The organism is Bradyrhizobium sp. JR3.5 (assembly GCF_054057015.1).
The window spans coordinates 1,801,156-1,816,204 of sequence record NZ_JBSRYV010000002.1; the positions used below are offsets into that span (position 1 = coordinate 1,801,156).

Below are 15,049 nucleotides of genomic sequence, written 5' to 3' on the forward strand. Positions count from 1 at the left end.
AGCGTTGATCGGGAGACCGGCGACGAAGCCGCGCAAAGCGGCAACACTCCGCCCAATCTCAACCCAAGGTTCTGCCATCCGCCTTTGGATTCGGCTTTCCTCACTCCGCCGCTGTGCCATATTGCTGGCAGATGCGGCCTTCGCGAACGGATGACCCGGCAATGCCCCCTTCCCGCTCCGAGATGGAGATCGAACTGAGCAAGCTGTCCTCGCCCAGGATCTTCCTGGTGCGGATGCTGGTGTTCCTGGTGCTCTGCGGCCTGGTCGGGGTCGTGCTGTACAAGCAGATCGTCACCGCCTTCTTCGCCAATCCCGGGCTGAACGCCCTGATCGGCGCGGTGCTGCTGATCGGTATCATCCTGGCGTTCCGCCAGGTGATCCGGCTGTATCCCGAGGTCGCCTGGGTCAACAATTTCCGCATTGCCGATCCCGGCCTTGCGATCGAGCGCCGCCCGACCCTGCTTGCCCCGATGGCCGCGATCCTCGGCGGCGAGCGCACTGGGCGGATGTCGATCTCGCAGCAGACCATGCGGCATCTGCTCGATTCGATCGCAACCCGCCTGGATGAAGCCCGCGACATCTCGCGCTACATGACCGGCCTGCTGGTCTTCCTCGGCCTGCTCGGCACCTTTTGGGGCCTGATCGAGACGGTCGGCTCGGTCGGCAAGGTGATCGACGGCCTCAAGGTCGGCGGCGACGCCGGCGCGCTGTTCGATACGCTGAAGGAGGGCCTCGCCGCGCCGCTCGGCGGCATGGGCATTTCGTTCTCGTCTTCGCTGTTCGGCCTCGCCGGCTCGCTGATCCTCGGCTTCCTCGACCTGCAATCGAGCCAGGCCCAGAACCGCTTCTACACCGACCTCGAGGACTGGCTCGCCACCACCGTGCGCGGCATTTCCGGCGAGGGCGTCGGCGCCGGCGGTGCCGACCTGCAGGGCGCCATCGACCGGCTGCGTGCGACCTTCGAAGAAGGTGGCGCCGGCGGCGGCGGCCGCAGCACCACGGCCGCGATGGCCAATCTTGCCGAGGCGATCCAGGGCCTGGTTGCGCATATGCGCACCGAGCAGCAGATGATCCGCGAATGGGCCGACGGCCAGGGCGAGCAGAACCGCGAGATCAAGCGGCTGCTCGAGCGCCTCGCCCGCCAGCCCGAGAAGAGCTGAGCCACGGAGGCCGACGTGCTGGACCACGTGACCATCGGCATCAGCGATATCGAACGGTCCAAGACCTTCTACGATGCGGCCTTGCGTCCTCTCGGCATCACCCGCTTGTATGCCGAGGGTGCCGAGTTTGCAGGCTATGGCGTGCGTCCAAAAGCCTTCTTCTGGATCGGCCGGCGCGCTACACCGCAGACCGGCGCCCACATTGCCTTCACGGCAAACGATCGTGTCACCGTCGATCGCTTCTATGACGACGCGATCAAGGCCGGCGGCAGGGACAACGGGCGCCCCGGAATTCGGCCGCACATCATGCAAACTACTACGGCGCTTTCGTCCTCGATCCCGACGGTCACAATATCGAAGCCGTCTGCCACGCGCCGCAGGACTGACGGCAACAGATAAAAGGAAACCGAATGGCCCTCGCCCGCTCGCGCCGCAGCGAATCCGGCTTCAACTACTGGCCCGGCTTTGTCGACGCGCTGTCGACGCTGGTGCTGTCGATCGTGTTCCTGCTGTCGGTGTTCCTCGTCGTGCAGTTCTTCCTGTCGCAGGAGGTCACCGGCAAGGACAAGGCGCTGGAGCAGCTCAACGCCAAGATCGCCCAGCTCAACGACCTGTTGTCGCTGGAGAAGCTCTCCAAGCTGACGCTCGACGACCAGGTGTCGCAGCTGCGCGCCGGGCTCGCTTCGGCCGAGAGCGAGCGCGACCGCATGAAGGGGCTCTATGAGGGGCTCGCCAATTCCGGCAATGACGCGCAGGGCCGCGCCAACGAACTCAACAAGGCGCTGGAGTCCGAGAAGAGCGTGTCGTCGCGCGCGCTGGCGCAGATTGAAGTGCTGAACCAGCAGATCAGCGCGCTGCGCCGCCAGCTCGCGGCGCTCGAGGAAGCGCTCGACGCCTCCGAGAAGCGCGACAAGGAATCGCAGAGCCGGATCGCCGATCTCGGCTCGCGCCTGAACGTCGCGCTGGCGCAAAGGGTGCAGGAATTGTCGAAATACCGCTCGGAATTCTTCGGCCGGCTGCGCGCCATCCTCGGCAACCGTCCCGATATCCGCATCGTCGGCGACCGCTTCGTGTTCCAGTCCGAAGTGTTCTTCGATACCGGCCAGGCAACGCTGCTACCTGAAGGCAAGACCGAGCTCGACACCGTGGCGAACGCGCTGATCGATCTCGACAAGCAAATCCCCGCCGAAATCGCCTGGGTGCTGCGGGTCGACGGCCACACCGACGTGCGGCCGATCAACAGCCCGCTGTTCAAATCGAACTGGGAATTGTCCTCGGCGCGCGCGATCTCGGTGGTGCAGTATCTGGTCTCGCTCGGCGTGCCGGCGCAGCGCCTGGTCGCGGCCGGCTTCGCCGAATTCCAGCCGCTCGACACTGCGCAGACCGAAGACGCCTACAAGCGCAACCGCCGCATCGAGCTGAAGCTGACGGAACGCTAGCTGGCACACGCCTTCGCGCTCCGCTTTCGCCAGGACAACATCGAATGTGTGGCACGGCCTGCATCCACAATCGTCGTCCCTGCGAAAGCAGCGACCCATGACCACAGGGTTGTGTTGTTGAAGAGGGCTGTGGCTGCAGCGTCGCGCAGCAATTGCCATTTGTGGTTATGGGTCCCGGGTCAAGCCCGGGACGACACTGAGCAGGTGGCTCGACGTCCTCAGCGTCCGACCATCCCGAGCAATTGCTCCGGATAGCGCGCGCCCTGCACCTCGACGGCAGCGACGGCCTTGCCGATGTCGGCAAGATCAGCGGAGCTCAATTCGATCCGCGCGGCGCCGATGTTTTCGTCGAGCCGATTGAGCTTCGTGGTGCCCGGGATCGGCACGATCCACGGCTTTTGCGCCAGCAGCCAGGCCAGTGCGATCTGGGCCGGCGTTGCGCCCTTGCCGGCCGCGATGCGGCCGAGCTGATCGACCAGCGCCTGATTGGCGCGGCGGGCTTCCGGCGAAAAGCGCGGCACGAGGTTGCGGAAGTCGTCGCTGGCGAACGTCGTCGACGCGCTGATCGCACCCGTCAGAAAACCGCGGCCGAGCGGGCTGTACGCCACGAAGCCGATGCCGAGCTCTTGCAGCACCGGCAGGATCTCCGCCTCCGGACCGCGCTCCCACAGCGAATATTCGCTCTGCAATGCCGTGACCTTCTGCACCGCGTGCGCCCGGCGGATGGTCTGCACGCCGGCCTCCGACAGGCCGAAATGGCGCACCTTGCCGGCGGCGATCAGATCCTTCACGGCGCCGGCGACATCCTCGATCGGCACCGCGGGATCGACCCGATGCTGATAGAACAGATCGATCACATCGATGTTCAGCCGCTTCAACGAGGCGTCCGCGACCGCCTTGATGTGCTCGGGCCGGCTGTTCAGCGAGCGGTGCCGCTCGGCCATGGTGCCGATATCGAAGCCGAACTTGGTCGCGATCACGACGTCGTTGCGAACCGGCGCCAGCGCCTCGCCGACCAGCTCCTCGTTGACGAAGGGACCGTAGACTTCCGCGGTATCGAAGAAGGTGACGCCGCGCTCGACGGCGCCGCGCAGCAGCGCGATGCCTGCGGCTTTCTCGACCGCTGGGCCATAGGCGAAGCTGAGGCCCATGCAGCCCAGGCCGATCGCCGATACCTCCAGATTGCTGTTACCGAGTTTACGCTTCTGCATGATGTCTCTCCGCATCAAAGGCTGGAACCTGCCGCTGCGGGATTTAGGGCGTGCACGGGCGTCCCATTAGACGTAAAAATCGGGATGGACTTATGAGCAGGATTCATCAATGCCGCGGCATGACGTCAATGACCTGATCGCCTTCCTCGCGGTGGCGCGCGAGCGCAGCTTCACCCGCGCGGCGGCGCGGCTCGGTGTGTCGCAGTCGGCGCTCAGCCACACCATGCGCGCGCTGGAGGAACGGCTGGGGGTGCGGCTCCTGACCCGCACCACGCGAAGCGTGGCGCCGACCGAGGCCGGCGAGCGGCTGCTGCAGGGCATCGGGCCGCGCTTCGAGGAGATCGAGGCCGAACTCACTGCCCTCAACGCGCTGCGCGAGAAGCCGGCCGGTACCATCCGCATCAACGCCGGTGAGCACGCAGCCGAGACCATCCTGTGGCCGGCGCTGGAAAACTTCCTGCCGCACTATCCCGACATCAAAGTGGAGCTGACCGTCGACAACGGGCTCGCCAACATCGTCGCGGAGCGTTTTGACGCCGGCGTCCGCCTCGGCGAGCAGCTGGCAAAGGACATGATCGCGGTGCGGATCGCGCCGGATTTCCGCATGGTCGTGGTCGGAGCACCGTCCTATTTCAAGCGGCGCGACCGTCCGAAGCGGCCGCAGGACCTGACACAACACGCCTGCATCAACATTCGCCTGCCGACCCATGGCGGCGTCTATGCCTGGGAATTCGAGAAGCGCGGACGCGCGATCAAGGTCCGCGTCGACGGACAACTGGTCTTCAACAGCACCGCGCTGCGGATCAAGGCGGCGTTGGCCGGGCTCGGGCTTGCCTATGTCGCCGAGGATCAGGTGCAGGCGCAACTTGCCAGGGGCCAGCTGGTCCAGGTGCTCGACGACTGGTGCGTGCCGTTTCCCGGCTATCACCTCTATTACCCGAGCCGCCGGCAGTCCTCGCCGGCGTTCGCGCTGCTGGTCGACGCGCTACGCTATCGGGGATAACAGAGCGAACGCGCCGCCGGGATCCACCACACGGATATTTGCTTTGCGGTTTGGCCGTAGCCTCTGGGAACGAGACCAGCACCGCTTACGTTATTGTGGACGAAATTGTGCGGGCTTGGCGGATCTCGCCACCGCTCGAACCTCACCGCACCATCCGGACCAGCCCATGTTCAGAAACAAATTCGCCATCATCGTCGCCGCCGGCCTGACGCTCGCCCCGGCCCAGCTTCTCGCGCAGAGCACGGGGGGCACGCCGTTGCCACCGAGGCCGGGCGACCGCGCTGCTTCGTCGGACGGCGTTGGCGGCACTGCGCTTCCGGCCCAGAGCGGCCAGCGCTATGCGCCGTCCTCCGGCGGCAACTTCAGTGCGGCGCCGGCCGCTCCCGGCGGTTCGGTGAGCACGACCGGCAATGCCAATAGCGCGCAGGGACGCTGAGGCGCGGCGCTAGATGGCGCCGGCGGGCTCCGCGGCCGGTTCGTCCGGCTCGGCGTCGGCGGTCACGAATTTGAGCCCGTAGGTCTTGCCGCGACGCCAGACCACTTCGCAAGGGTAGCGCTTGGCGTGATCGGCGAGCAGCGTCAGCGCAAGGCGATCCCTCACGTCGAACTCGACCTCGGTCGTGATCTTGGCGCCGCCCGGCGAGATGTCGACCACGGCGCAGGCGTTCTCGGTCGCGCCGTCATCGACCGTGATCCACGCCGCACGGTTGTTGAGCTGGCGCCGCGGCTCGCGACTGACCTTGATCCGTGCTCCATTGCTCGCCATCGTCTCGTCCTTGAAGACATTGGGGACCGCGCACATCGATCGACACGCCCGGCACACAACCGCAGGGGCCACAATGCCGTCCCCCCGTAAAGTCCGGATTAGCGCGATCGCTTGAACTTTACCGGAATCTTGCCCCGGCTTTTAGCAAACGAGGATTCCGCAATTCCATCAGCGGGATACCGGTCACCTCAGCAGCCGTCGGCTTGACACGGAGACCGCATAGTTGGTGAAGTGGCGGCAGTGGCCTTGGCCACATCCCTGCAACAAGAGCGCTTCAAGCCGCCTCTGTCTTCCGGAAACGCCCCATGCTGATCCCCCTCGCCGACGTGCCGCGCTGGTATGCCGAACGCAAACCCGCTGATGCGATCGCTGTCAGCCATGGCGCGGATACGCTGACCTGGCACGAGCTCGAACGTCGCGCCAATGCACGGGCGCGCGCCTTTGCCGCCAAGGGTGTCAAGCCCGGCGACTTCGTCGCGATCGGACTGCCCAACAGCAATGCATTCTTCGAGACCACTTTTGCGGTGTGGAAATGCGGCGCGACGCCGACCTCGCTGTCATGGCGGCTGCCGCGCGGCGAGGCCGCCGCGGTGCTCGAGATCCTGAAACCGTCGCTGGTGGTCGGCGGCGAGGCCGACTGGAATGCGCCGAATTCGCTGCCGGTGGATTTCGTGCCGGAAGGATTTTCCGAAGAGCCGCTCGATGCACCGGTCGCGCGCTACTGGAAGGCGATGACGAGCGGCGGCTCGACCGGGCGGCCGAAGGTGATCCTCGACCACAACCCCGCCGTGATCGAAACCACGACACCGCTGCCGCTCGGCATGCCACATGAGGCATCGGTGCTCAACCCGGGTCCGCTCTATCACAACGCGCCGTTCATCCTGTCGCACTCCGCGCTGTTCGGCGGCGGACGGCTGACCGGCATGGTGAAGTTCGACGCCGAGGAGATGCTGCGGCTGATCGCGCGTGAGCGCGTGCAATGGGTCAACTTCGTGCCGACCATGATGCACCGGATCTGGGCGCTGCCCGAAGAGGTGCGCAACCGCTACGACGTCTCCAGCCTGCAAATCGTGTTTCACATGGCTGCTCCGATGCCGCCCTGGCTGAAGGAGAAGTGGATCGAATGGCTCGGGCCGGAGCGGGTCTGGGAGCTCTACGGCGGCACCGAGCGGCAGGGCGCCTGCGTGATCTCGGGCGTCGAGTGGATGGCGCACAAGGGCTCGGTCGGCAGGATCGGCGAGACCGCGCGCTTGCGCATCATCGGCGAGGACGGCAACGACGTCGCGCCCGGCGAGACCGGCGAGATCTACTTCCTGCCCAATGACGGTGCCGGCTCGACCTATCACTATCTCGGCGCATCGCCGAAGCGGCGGCCGGACGGTTGGGAATCGCTCGGCGATATCGGCCGGCTCGACGAGGAAGGCTATCTCTATCTCGGCGACCGGCTCGCCGATATGGTGCTGCGCGGCGGCGCCAACATCTATCCGGCCGAGGTCGAGGCCGCGGTGAGCGAGCATCCCGAGGTGCGCTCCTGCGTCGTGGTCGGATTGCCCGATCCGGAATTCGGCCAGCGCGTGCATGCGATCCTCGAACTCGCCGAGACTGCCGATGCGCAGAAGATCGCCGACGGCATGGGCGACTTCCTGAAGGACCGGCTCAGCCGCTACAAGCATCCGGAAAGTTTCGAGCGCGTCGGTACGGCGCCCCGCGATGATTCCGGAAAGGTTCGCCGCACCTTGCTGCGCGACGAGCGCGCCGCCTGGATCAAGCAGGACCGCGCTTTCCGCATCATGCCGGCGCGTGCGGCAGCAAAAAGCGATTAGGTTCAGTTCATCTTGCGAGGGGCAGCTCTGCACGCCAGATGAGCTGTGCAGGCCGCCGCGCAAGGTATATCATTCCATCTTCCCTGCCGGCAGAACCTCGGACTACCATGAGGTTCCAGCGCCCTGCACGCCAGGAGATCCTTGATGCCCTCCACCACCGAATGGAAAGTGCCGGCGGCCTTTCAGCCCCGCCCCGAAGATTACCGCTACGACCTCGATCGTGCGCTGGCGAGCGTGATCGGGCTGCATTCGATCATTCCGCCTGACGCCTTCAGCGCCGAGACGCTCGGCACCGAGCGCGCCGGCAACGGCGTCTTGATCGACGACGGGCTGGTGCTGACGATCGGCTATCTGATCACTGAAGCCGCCACGGTGTGGCTGCATCTCGGCGATGGCCGCGCGGTCGAGGGCCACGCACTCGGCTTCGATTTCGAATCCGGCTTCGGCCTGGTGCAGGCGCTGGGACGGCTCGACATCAAGCCGCTGCCGATCGGCTCGTCGGCGGCGACGCAGGTCGGCGACAATGTCGTGCTCGGCGGCGCCGGCGGCCGCACGCGCTCGGTCGCGAGCCAGATCGCGGCGAAGCAGGAGTTCGCGGGCTACTGGGAATATCTGCTCGACGAGGCGATCTTTACCTATCCGTCGCATCCGAACTGGGGCGGCACCGGACTGATCAACAATGCCGGCGAGCTGATCGGCATCGGCTCGCTGCAGCTCGAACGCGAACGCTCGGGCCGCGCCGAGCATGTCAACATGATCGTTCCGATCGACCTGCTTAAGCCGGTGCTGAGCGACCTGCGCAAGTTCGGCCGTGTCGACCGGCCGGCGCGGCCGTGGCTCGGCATGTACACGACCGAGATCGACAACCGCCTCGTGGTGGTCGGCGTCGCCAGCAAGGGACCGGCGGCGCGCGCCGAGCTGAAGACCGGCGACGTGATCCTCGCGGTCGACGGCGACAAGGTGACGAGCCAGACCGGCTTCTACCGCAAGCTCTGGTCGCTCGGCGCAGCCGGCGTCGACGTGCCGCTGACCATCTACCATGAGGGCGTCACCTTCGACGTGACCCTGACCTCGATCGACCGCATGAAGCTGTTGAAGGCGCCGCGGCTGCATTAAGAGAAAGAAAAGATGAGCGAGGCCGTGGTTGACGACATCGTGGCCGTGCTGCCGCCGCTGTTGCAGACGCTGGAATCGCTGTCCTTTGTTGCACGCAACCTCAATCCGCCGGACTTCGATCGCGTGATGCAGATCGCGGGCGAGCCTGAGGAGGCCCTGCAGGCGGTGCGGCCGCGGCTTGCCGATTGGCCGGAGAAATTCGCGCACATCAAGACCGCACTGGAGGCTGCGATCGAACCGGCACTGGCCGGCTATGCCGGCCTGCGCGCGGTGCAGAATGGCGAGGGCGATCTGGTCAGCGTGTTCCGCGCGCTGCGCTATCTGCCGCGCGCACAGGAGGCGCTCTATCCGCTGACCGAGCTGCCGCCGGTCAGCGGCTTCTTCATCGCGCCCGACTTGCGCGAGGACGCCGACCTGCAGTCGAAGCTCGCGGCCACGCCGAACTCCGACACCGGCATCTTCCACGAGCGCAACGAACCGGGCAGCCGCGGCGGCTTCTCGATGTATGTGCCTGAGTATTACACGCCTGATCGCAGCTGGCCGCTGGTGATGGCGCTGCACGGCGGCAGCGGCAACGGCCGCGGCTTCCTGTGGAGCTGGCTGCGCGATGCGCGCAGCCGCGGCGCCATCCTGGTGGCGCCGACCGCAACCGGGCAGACCTGGGCACTGATGGGCGACGACACCGACACGCCGAACCTCAACCGCATCATCGACCAGGTGCGCGCGCGCTGGCGCATCGACGAGACCCGCATGCTGCTGACCGGCATGAGCGACGGCGGCACGTTCAGCTATGTGAGCGGGCTCGACGGCGCCTCGCGCTTCACGCATCTGGCTCCGGTTGCCGCGACTTTCCATCCGCTGATGGCCGAAATGGCCGATGCCGAGCGGCTGCGCGGCTTGCCGATCTTCATCACCCATGGCCGGCTCGACTGGATGTTCCCGGTGCAGACCGCGCGGCAGACCCAGGGCTTGCTGTCGGCTGCCGGCGCCAAGGTGATCTATCGCGAGATCGACGATCTCAGCCACACCTATCCGCGCGAGATCAATACGGAGATTTTTCGGTGGCTGAGTGGGGAATAAGAAGAACTCGCTCATTCGTCATTGCGAGGAGCGAAGCGACGAAGCAATCCATGCCTCCGCTTGCGCTGAGGTGGATTGCTTCGCTTCGCTCGCAATGACGTGGATGGAGCGTGCCGGATTTACTCGTTCACCCGCGGCTTGAGCAGATCTGAGAAGCCGACCCGGTGCAGCATCTCGTTGCGGACGCGGTCGATCACGCCGAAGGCGACCTCGGCACCGTCCTGGGTCGGATCGATACGGACGCGGAACGGCCGCTTGCCGAACGGGTGTCGACGACTTTGACAATCGCGACGAACGGCGCCTCGGCATCTTCGGGCGCGATCGCCGAAAACGCTTTCATGATCTGCTCGCTGAATCCGGCTTAGGGACCGGCTTCATATTCGGCGGCGCGTGCCTGATCGGCGGGACGGCCGGAATGCGCGAAGTGGTTGGTGCCGCCGGTGAAGGCGCCGGGCGATGATCGAGGTCTCGATGCCCCTTAGCTCGCGGGATGCGGGTGTTCGCGCGCAGTTGATCGATCGGCGGAACCACAGCGAACCCCACGACGTTATCCCGCCGACACCGGAGGGATTGAGCGATGCGGACGTTTTTCGGCATGATTTTGGGCGCGCTGCTGCTGGTTTGCGGCGTCTACGTCTACGATTCGATGCGGACGTCGAGCGTCGCCAATGGCGAAGTGGCGCAGGATACCCGCACCATCGTGAATTGGGATGTTGCAGCCCATGACTGGAACCTGCTGAAAACGCGCACCCGCGAGCAGTGGGACAAGATCGCGTCGAAATAACCGCTGACGTCACAGCCCGATCGTAGACGCCGCCAAGGCCGCACCGAAGCCGGCACCTAACGCGGCCCACTCCCTCGCCGTGACAGCCATCGTCACGAGCGCGACCATCGTTCCGACGAGACCTGCCAGCCCGCCGGACAGGCAACCGCCAACAATGAATGCGATGAACAAATTGCCGGGCGCGAGCCGGAGAAACCGGGCGGCGATGCCGTCGTCGCGCATCGACGCGGCGAGGACGTATCCACCGGCGCGCATGGCATAGCATGTCAGCCCGAGGATGAAGATCACACCGAGAACGTCCAAGTTCTTCATCAGGTCACGCATCGGTCCGCTCCATCATGCTGACGAGCGTGCCGCATCCGCCCCCGATCAGCATGGACCAGCTGGGATCCACGAATCGGCTGACCAGGAGCGCGACGACCGCCGAGGTCAGCCACGGCCACGGAGATGTCGCGTTCTTCCACTGGCTGGGAAGCAGGGTCGCAATGAACATCGTCGGCAGCAGTGCGGCGGCGAGCCTCAGCGGTCCATTCGTTGCGAGCGGGGCGGCATAGGCGAGCGCGGTGCCGCCGACCCAGCCGATCGCCATCGGGATGCTCGCCCCCAGCAGATAGCCGGCGTCGGGTCCGTTGCGGTCTGCATCCGAACTCGTCATCAGCCACGACGCATCCGCGAGCAGAAACAGGCTGAGCAGGATCTTCCGGGGGGCTAGTCCGCCAAACAGCTGGCGCAGATGGGCGCCCATCAGTAAGTATCGCGAATTGGTGGCGATGCAGGCAACGACCATGGCGGCAACCGGCAGTGGGCTTGCCCACATGCTCAGCGTGATCGCCTGGGCCGTAGCGGAGTAGACGAGCAGGCTGAACAGAATCGCTTGCGGCGCCCCCAGCCCAAGCCCCTTGTAGGTCAGTCCCATCACTAGGCCAGCGGCGCCATTGCTGAGCAGGAATGGCAAGGCCGCGACCAGGCCCCGCCTGAATCCGGCGGCCGTCATCGTTGGGGCGCGTCGAGGCGGTTGGGTACTTGTAATGGTCATGACCGTTAGATTAAACTCGGTGAGAGGCCGTGATGTCAAGGGATCCCGCGCGGGCAGCGACGCAGTTCTTCGGTGGACGGGTCTGCCTCGACTTCGCGAACACGCTCGACTGGCGGACGTCGAACGATCCGCAGGAGCTGATCCCGGATTACGCTGCGCTATTGTCCTGGAGCGAGCGACGCGGGACCTTGCCGCTCGCCGCGATCAGGAAGCTGAAAGCCCATTCGGCGAGCAGCGTTGCCGTGGCCGCGATGCAGAAGGCGCATGATTTGCGTCGCGACATCTGGGCGATTTCCGACGCGCTCCGCGGTGGCCGCAGCGTGGACCTCCGTCTCGTCAATCAGATGCTATCGGCAGCTCCGCGGCAGCCCGAGCTTGTGCGGCAGCATCGAGGCTATCGCCATGCGCTGGCGGGGACCGACGTGACGGAGCCATTGTGGCCGGTGCTGTGGTCGCTGACGGCCCTGCTGGCGTCCGATGACGCGAGCCGCATCGGATGCTGCGAGGCTGACGGCTGCGGCTGGTTCTTCGTCGACGAGAGCCCGAACCGGACCCGCAGATGGTGCTCGAGCGAAGTGTGCGGCAACCGCGAGCGCGCGCGGCGCGCCTATGCTAAGCGGAAAGGCTCTACGTGAGTGAACGCCAAGGGGTTTAGTTCTGCTCGGTCTTCCGGCCCATATTGGCCTTGCGCGCGTCGGCGATCACCTGCTCGAACTGATCGATGCTGAGCACGCCCGGCACGCGATACTTGCCGACAATGAACGACGGCGTCCCGTTGAAGCCGAATGCCTGCGCCTGCTCGTTGTTACGCGCCAAAACTGCGTCGATCGCCTTGGCGTTGGCGTCGAGATCCTTCTTCAGGCGGTCCATGTCGAGGCCGGCGCCCGACAGCAGCTCGGCAATGCGCGGCTCGGTGATGCGCGAATTGACCGAGATCATCGCCTCATGCGCGGCTTCAAACTTGTCCTGGTACTTCGCCGCCAGCGCCATCCGCGCCGCGACCTTCGACACCGGCCCGAGGATCGGCCAATCCTTCAGCACCAGGCGAACCTTGCCGTCGTCCTGCACCACCTGGCGGAGCTCCGGCGCGAGCTTGCGGCAATACGGGCAGTTGTAGTCGAACCATTCGACGATCGTGATGTCGCCCTTGGGATTGCCGATCACCGGAATATCCGGATCGCGCAGCACCTGTTCCTCGGTCAGGACATTGTCGTCCTCGGCGCGCGCGCCTCCCGCGGCCAGCAGCGCAATGCCGGCACCGATGAGGCCGAGCGCGCCGCGCCGGGTGGCGCCGGCGTTGTCGAGGGGTGATTTCGTCAGATGGTTCATAGCTCGCTTCCGGAAGGGCTCCTCGCCCTTCTACGTTCAGGACACATTGATGTTACGCAGCAGCATATAGATCGCCACGACGATAATCACAGTCGCAAACACGATATTGAGGGCGCCGCGCCGTTCCGACAGGTGCCGGGCGCTCCGTGTGCCCAGCAGGCCGCCCGCGATGCCGCCGGCGACGAATAGCCCCGCCAGGCCCCACGACACCAGCCCGGACCACGCATAGCTCAAGGCCGTGGTCACGCCGAAGGCGGTAACCGCCACCAGCGACGAACTGACCGCGTTCATGATCGGCATCCCGGTCGCCAGCATCAAGGCCGGCACGATCAGGAAGCCGCCGCCGATGCCGAAGAAGCCGGACATGGTTCCGGTCACAAGCCCGAGACCTACGATCGCGGGCGTGTTGGCCATCGAGATCTTGACGTCGGTCAGCCCGACCCGCGCGCGGGTCTTCAGCATCAGGCCCGCGATCACCAGCATCACGATCGAGAACAGCGCCAGCAGCTTCTGCCCGTCCAGCATCTTGCCGAGGATCGAGCCGCCGAAAGCGCCGAACATGCCTGACAGCGCGAACACCAGTGCGCAGGACCAGATCACGGTGCCGCCGCGGGCGTGGTTGGAGAGGTTGATCGCGGCGTTGGCGGCGACCGCGATCGCCGAGGTGCCGATCGCGACATGCGGTTGGGGCACCCCGACCACATAGACCATCAGCGGCACGGCAAGGATCGACCCGCCGCCGCCGACCAGGCCCAGCGAAAAGCCAACCAGCATGCCCGATGCCAGGCCAAGCACGCTCTGAGTTGCGGAGAAGACCAAGGGGAACAGACTCGCGTTTGAGGCCGCAACCCTAGAAGGATTTGCTCCGCAACGCCATACCAATAGCACAAAACTGCCCTGCAACCAGTGTCTCTCTATTTGAGCATGATCTTTTCGGAAAACCGGTCTCCACTTTTCCGGATCATGCTCAGCGCAGCAGATATGTCACGGCCAGCGGCACCAGCAGCGAGGTGACCAGCGCGTTCAGGCTCATCGCGATCCCGGCAAAAACGCCTGCGACCTCGTCGACCTGGAAGGCGCGCGCGGTGCCGATGCCATGGGCGGCGATGCCGGCGGCAAAGCCGCGGCCACGGAAGTCGGTGACGCCGGTGAAGTTCATCAAGGGCGTGACGATGATCGCCCCCATGATGCCGGTGAGGATCACGGAGACCGCCGTCAGCGAGGGATCGGCATGCAGGGATTCGCTGATGCCCATGGCAACGCCGGCCGTCACCGATTTCGGCGCCAGCGACAGGATGATGTCACGCGGCAGACCGAAGGCCCGCGCCAATAGCACCACCGAGACGATCGCGGTGAGCGAGCCGACCGCGAGCGCGAGCAGCATCGGCAGGACCGCGGCCGCAACCCGCCTGCGGTTCTCGTAGAGCGGCACTGCGAGGGCGACCGTCGCCGGCCCGAGCAGGAAGTGCACGAACTGCGCGCCGGCAAAATAGGTGGTGTAGGAGGTCCCGGTCAGCAGCAGGAACGCACCGATGATCCACAGCGAATGCAGCACGGGATTGGCGAGCGGGTGCCGGCGGGTCTTCAGCGACACCGCGTCGGTCGCCGCATAGGTCAGCAGCGTCACCGTCAGCCAGAGCAGCGGCGACTGCGAGAGATAGACCCAGAGCGAGAACGGATTGTCGCTCACGGGTTCTCCTCCTCGCGCGAAAGAAGGCTGCTCGCCGCGACGAAGGTCGCGACCGTCGCCAGCAGCGTGACGATGACCGAAACCGCGAGGATCACCAGGATCGCGATGCCGTGCTCGGCGAGCAGATCGAGCTTCTGCACCACGCCGACGCCGGCCGGAATGAACAGCAGCGAGAGATTGGCAAGCATGCCGCGGCTCGCGCTCTCGACCCCGTCATGGCCCAGCGGCCCGCGCGCGAGCACCGGAAGCCGGTCGCGCGCCAGAAGCAGCACCAGCAGCAGCACCAGCCCGACCACCGGTCCCGGCACCGGCACGGCCAGCGCCCGCACGGCAACCTCGCCGACCAACTGACAGAGCAGGATCAGACTGAGGCTGGCGATCATGACAAGGCGCTCACGCGAAGCATGCGCGTATCAGGTCGTCGCGGTGAAAGGTTGTCAATGCGCTCGCCTCGGTCAGATGCGCAAATGCTGGGCACGCCGATCTCTCAGGTCCGTCGCGACTCTCAGACCCGTCATCCTGAGGAGCGCGTAGCGCGTCTCGAAGGATCGACGGCCACCGGCCGGGCCGTGCATGCTTCGAGACGCCGCTGCGCGGCTCCTCAGCATGACG

The 15,049-nt window shown here is 65.7% G+C and carries 17 protein-coding genes and 2 pseudogenes; 10 read left to right on the forward strand and 9 right to left on the reverse strand.

Going from position 1 to position 15,049, the window contains the following annotated elements:
* The first annotated feature begins 161 nt into the window (after nt 1–161).
* The 3 genes and pseudogenes from ACVWW1_RS25425 (at nt 162) to ACVWW1_RS25435 (ending at nt 2,599) form a co-directional block, all read left to right on the forward strand.
* Nucleotides 162–1,160 (forward strand): flagellar motor protein MotA, encoded by a 999-nt coding sequence (locus ACVWW1_RS25425; protein WP_092123620.1) that lies wholly within the window; start codon nt 162–164, stop codon nt 1,158–1,160.
* A gap of 15 nt (nt 1,161–1,175) precedes the next feature.
* A pseudogene (locus ACVWW1_RS25430) lies at nt 1,176–1,546 on the forward strand (VOC family protein).
* Nucleotides 1,547–1,570: 24 nt separating this feature from the next.
* Nucleotides 1,571–2,599 carry a peptidoglycan -binding protein gene (locus tag ACVWW1_RS25435; protein ID WP_207833107.1) on the forward strand — a complete coding sequence of 343 codons (1,029 nt, stop codon included), beginning with the start codon at nt 1,571–1,573 and terminating at the stop codon, nt 2,597–2,599.
* 218 nt (nt 2,600–2,817) lie between these two features.
* Here the strand turns inward: ACVWW1_RS25435 and ACVWW1_RS25440 are convergent, their stop codons facing one another.
* Entirely contained in the window at nt 2,818–3,810 is a 993-nt protein-coding gene (locus tag ACVWW1_RS25440) for an aldo/keto reductase (protein WP_456657830.1), read from the reverse strand.
* A gap of 109 nt (nt 3,811–3,919) precedes the next feature.
* Here ACVWW1_RS25440 and ACVWW1_RS25445 point away from each other — a divergent pair, with 109 nt between their 5' ends.
* On the forward strand, nt 3,920–4,813 hold the full coding sequence (locus tag ACVWW1_RS25445; RefSeq protein WP_456657831.1) for a LysR family transcriptional regulator: 894 nt from the start codon (nt 3,920–3,922) through the stop codon (nt 4,811–4,813).
* A gap of 166 nt (nt 4,814–4,979) precedes the next feature.
* Nucleotides 4,980–5,249, forward strand: a complete 270-nt coding sequence (locus tag ACVWW1_RS25450; RefSeq protein ID WP_207833110.1) for a hypothetical protein — start codon at nt 4,980–4,982, stop codon at nt 5,247–5,249.
* A 9-nt stretch (nt 5,250–5,258) separates the two neighbouring features.
* Here the strand turns inward: ACVWW1_RS25450 and ACVWW1_RS25455 are convergent, their stop codons facing one another.
* Nucleotides 5,259–5,579, reverse strand: coding sequence for a PilZ domain-containing protein (locus ACVWW1_RS25455; protein ID WP_456657832.1), 321 nt, complete (start codon nt 5,577–5,579; stop codon nt 5,259–5,261).
* Between the two features lie 305 nt (nt 5,580–5,884).
* Here ACVWW1_RS25455 and ACVWW1_RS25460 point away from each other — a divergent pair, with 305 nt between their 5' ends.
* From ACVWW1_RS25460 to ACVWW1_RS25470, 3 genes are all read left to right on the forward strand, one after another.
* Complete coding sequence (locus ACVWW1_RS25460; RefSeq protein ID WP_456657833.1) at nt 5,885–7,402, forward strand: AMP-binding protein; 1,518 nt, start codon at nt 5,885–5,887, stop codon at nt 7,400–7,402.
* Nucleotides 7,403–7,546: 144 nt separating this feature from the next.
* Complete coding sequence (locus ACVWW1_RS25465; RefSeq protein WP_456657834.1) at nt 7,547–8,518, forward strand: S1C family serine protease; 972 nt, start codon at nt 7,547–7,549, stop codon at nt 8,516–8,518.
* Nucleotides 8,519–8,530: 12 nt separating this feature from the next.
* Complete coding sequence (locus tag ACVWW1_RS25470; protein ID WP_456657835.1) at nt 8,531–9,598, forward strand: carboxylesterase family protein; 1,068 nt, start codon at nt 8,531–8,533, stop codon at nt 9,596–9,598.
* 119 nt (nt 9,599–9,717) lie between these two features.
* Here the strand turns inward: ACVWW1_RS25470 and ACVWW1_RS25475 are convergent.
* Nucleotides 9,718–10,074, reverse strand: a pseudogene (locus ACVWW1_RS25475) (oxidoreductase); the annotation flags it as partial.
* Nucleotides 10,075–10,175: 101 nt separating this feature from the next.
* Here ACVWW1_RS25475 and ACVWW1_RS25480 point away from each other — a divergent pair.
* Nucleotides 10,176–10,382 carry a hypothetical protein gene (locus ACVWW1_RS25480; protein ID WP_176533628.1) on the forward strand — a complete coding sequence of 69 codons (207 nt, stop codon included), beginning with the start codon at nt 10,176–10,178 and terminating at the stop codon, nt 10,380–10,382.
* 9 nt (nt 10,383–10,391) lie between these two features.
* Here the strand turns inward: ACVWW1_RS25480 and ACVWW1_RS25485 are convergent, their stop codons facing one another.
* Complete coding sequence (locus ACVWW1_RS25485; RefSeq protein WP_342709218.1) at nt 10,392–10,706, reverse strand: AzlD domain-containing protein; 315 nt, start codon at nt 10,704–10,706, stop codon at nt 10,392–10,394.
* The gene (locus ACVWW1_RS25490) at nt 10,699–11,376 is read right to left on the reverse strand and encodes an AzlC family ABC transporter permease (protein ID WP_176533630.1); all 678 of its coding nucleotides are present in this window, start codon (nt 11,374–11,376) and stop codon (nt 10,699–10,701) included. Before ACVWW1_RS25490 ends, ACVWW1_RS25485 begins: the two co-directional genes overlap by 8 nt.
* Before the next feature lie 74 nt (nt 11,377–11,450).
* On the opposite strand from ACVWW1_RS25490, the gene ACVWW1_RS25495 reads away from it, so the two are divergent.
* Complete coding sequence (locus tag ACVWW1_RS25495; RefSeq protein ID WP_456657836.1) at nt 11,451–12,053, forward strand: CGNR zinc finger domain-containing protein; 603 nt, start codon at nt 11,451–11,453, stop codon at nt 12,051–12,053.
* A gap of 16 nt (nt 12,054–12,069) precedes the next feature.
* Here ACVWW1_RS25495 and ACVWW1_RS25500 read toward each other — a convergent pair whose 3' ends face one another.
* The 4 genes from ACVWW1_RS25500 to ACVWW1_RS25515 form a co-directional block, all read right to left on the reverse strand.
* On the reverse strand, nt 12,070–12,747 hold the full coding sequence (locus ACVWW1_RS25500; protein ID WP_176533632.1) for a DsbA family protein: 678 nt from the start codon (nt 12,745–12,747) through the stop codon (nt 12,070–12,072).
* Nucleotides 12,748–12,783: 36 nt separating this feature from the next.
* On the reverse strand, nt 12,784–13,521 hold the full coding sequence (locus ACVWW1_RS25505; RefSeq protein ID WP_229168957.1) for a sulfite exporter TauE/SafE family protein: 738 nt from the start codon (nt 13,519–13,521) through the stop codon (nt 12,784–12,786).
* A gap of 193 nt (nt 13,522–13,714) precedes the next feature.
* Nucleotides 13,715–14,437 carry an LrgB family protein gene (locus tag ACVWW1_RS25510; protein ID WP_456657837.1) on the reverse strand — a complete coding sequence of 241 codons (723 nt, stop codon included), beginning with the start codon at nt 14,435–14,437 and terminating at the stop codon, nt 13,715–13,717.
* Nucleotides 14,434–14,820, reverse strand: coding sequence for a CidA/LrgA family protein (locus tag ACVWW1_RS25515; protein WP_456657838.1), 387 nt, complete (start codon nt 14,818–14,820; stop codon nt 14,434–14,436). The genes ACVWW1_RS25510 and ACVWW1_RS25515 overlap by 4 nt, the downstream gene beginning before the upstream one ends.
* Nucleotides 14,821–15,049 lie beyond the last annotated feature (229 nt).

What these genes read in the sequence shown, in the direction of transcription:
- ACVWW1_RS25425 (WP_092123620.1), top strand. Translation starts at nt 162, where the DNA reads ATGCCCCCTTCCCGCTCCGAGATGGAGATCGAACTGAGCAAGCTGTCC.
- ACVWW1_RS25435 (WP_207833107.1), top strand. Translation starts at nt 1,571, where the DNA reads ATGGCCCTCGCCCGCTCGCGCCGCAGCGAATCCGGCTTCAACTACTGG.
- ACVWW1_RS25440 (WP_456657830.1), bottom strand. Translation starts at nt 3,810, where the DNA reads ATGCAGAAGCGTAAACTCGGTAACAGCAATCTGGAGGTATCGGCGATC.
- ACVWW1_RS25445 (WP_456657831.1), top strand. Translation starts at nt 3,920, where the DNA reads ATGCCGCGGCATGACGTCAATGACCTGATCGCCTTCCTCGCGGTGGCG.
- ACVWW1_RS25450 (WP_207833110.1), top strand. Translation starts at nt 4,980, where the DNA reads ATGTTCAGAAACAAATTCGCCATCATCGTCGCCGCCGGCCTGACGCTC.
- ACVWW1_RS25455 (WP_456657832.1), bottom strand. Translation starts at nt 5,579, where the DNA reads ATGGCGAGCAATGGAGCACGGATCAAGGTCAGTCGCGAGCCGCGGCGC.
- ACVWW1_RS25460 (WP_456657833.1), top strand. Translation starts at nt 5,885, where the DNA reads ATGCTGATCCCCCTCGCCGACGTGCCGCGCTGGTATGCCGAACGCAAA.
- ACVWW1_RS25465 (WP_456657834.1), top strand. Translation starts at nt 7,547, where the DNA reads ATGCCCTCCACCACCGAATGGAAAGTGCCGGCGGCCTTTCAGCCCCGC.
- ACVWW1_RS25470 (WP_456657835.1), top strand. Translation starts at nt 8,531, where the DNA reads ATGAGCGAGGCCGTGGTTGACGACATCGTGGCCGTGCTGCCGCCGCTG.
- ACVWW1_RS25480 (WP_176533628.1), top strand. Translation starts at nt 10,176, where the DNA reads ATGCGGACGTTTTTCGGCATGATTTTGGGCGCGCTGCTGCTGGTTTGC.
- ACVWW1_RS25485 (WP_342709218.1), bottom strand. Translation starts at nt 10,706, where the DNA reads ATGCGTGACCTGATGAAGAACTTGGACGTTCTCGGTGTGATCTTCATC.
- ACVWW1_RS25490 (WP_176533630.1), bottom strand. Translation starts at nt 11,376, where the DNA reads ATGACGGCCGCCGGATTCAGGCGGGGCCTGGTCGCGGCCTTGCCATTC.
- ACVWW1_RS25495 (WP_456657836.1), top strand. Translation starts at nt 11,451, where the DNA reads ATGTCAAGGGATCCCGCGCGGGCAGCGACGCAGTTCTTCGGTGGACGG.
- ACVWW1_RS25500 (WP_176533632.1), bottom strand. Translation starts at nt 12,747, where the DNA reads ATGAACCATCTGACGAAATCACCCCTCGACAACGCCGGCGCCACCCGG.
- ACVWW1_RS25505 (WP_229168957.1), bottom strand. Translation starts at nt 13,521, where the DNA reads ATGCTGGTTGGCTTTTCGCTGGGCCTGGTCGGCGGCGGCGGGTCGATC.
- ACVWW1_RS25515 (WP_456657838.1), bottom strand. Translation starts at nt 14,820, where the DNA reads ATGATCGCCAGCCTCAGTCTGATCCTGCTCTGTCAGTTGGTCGGCGAG.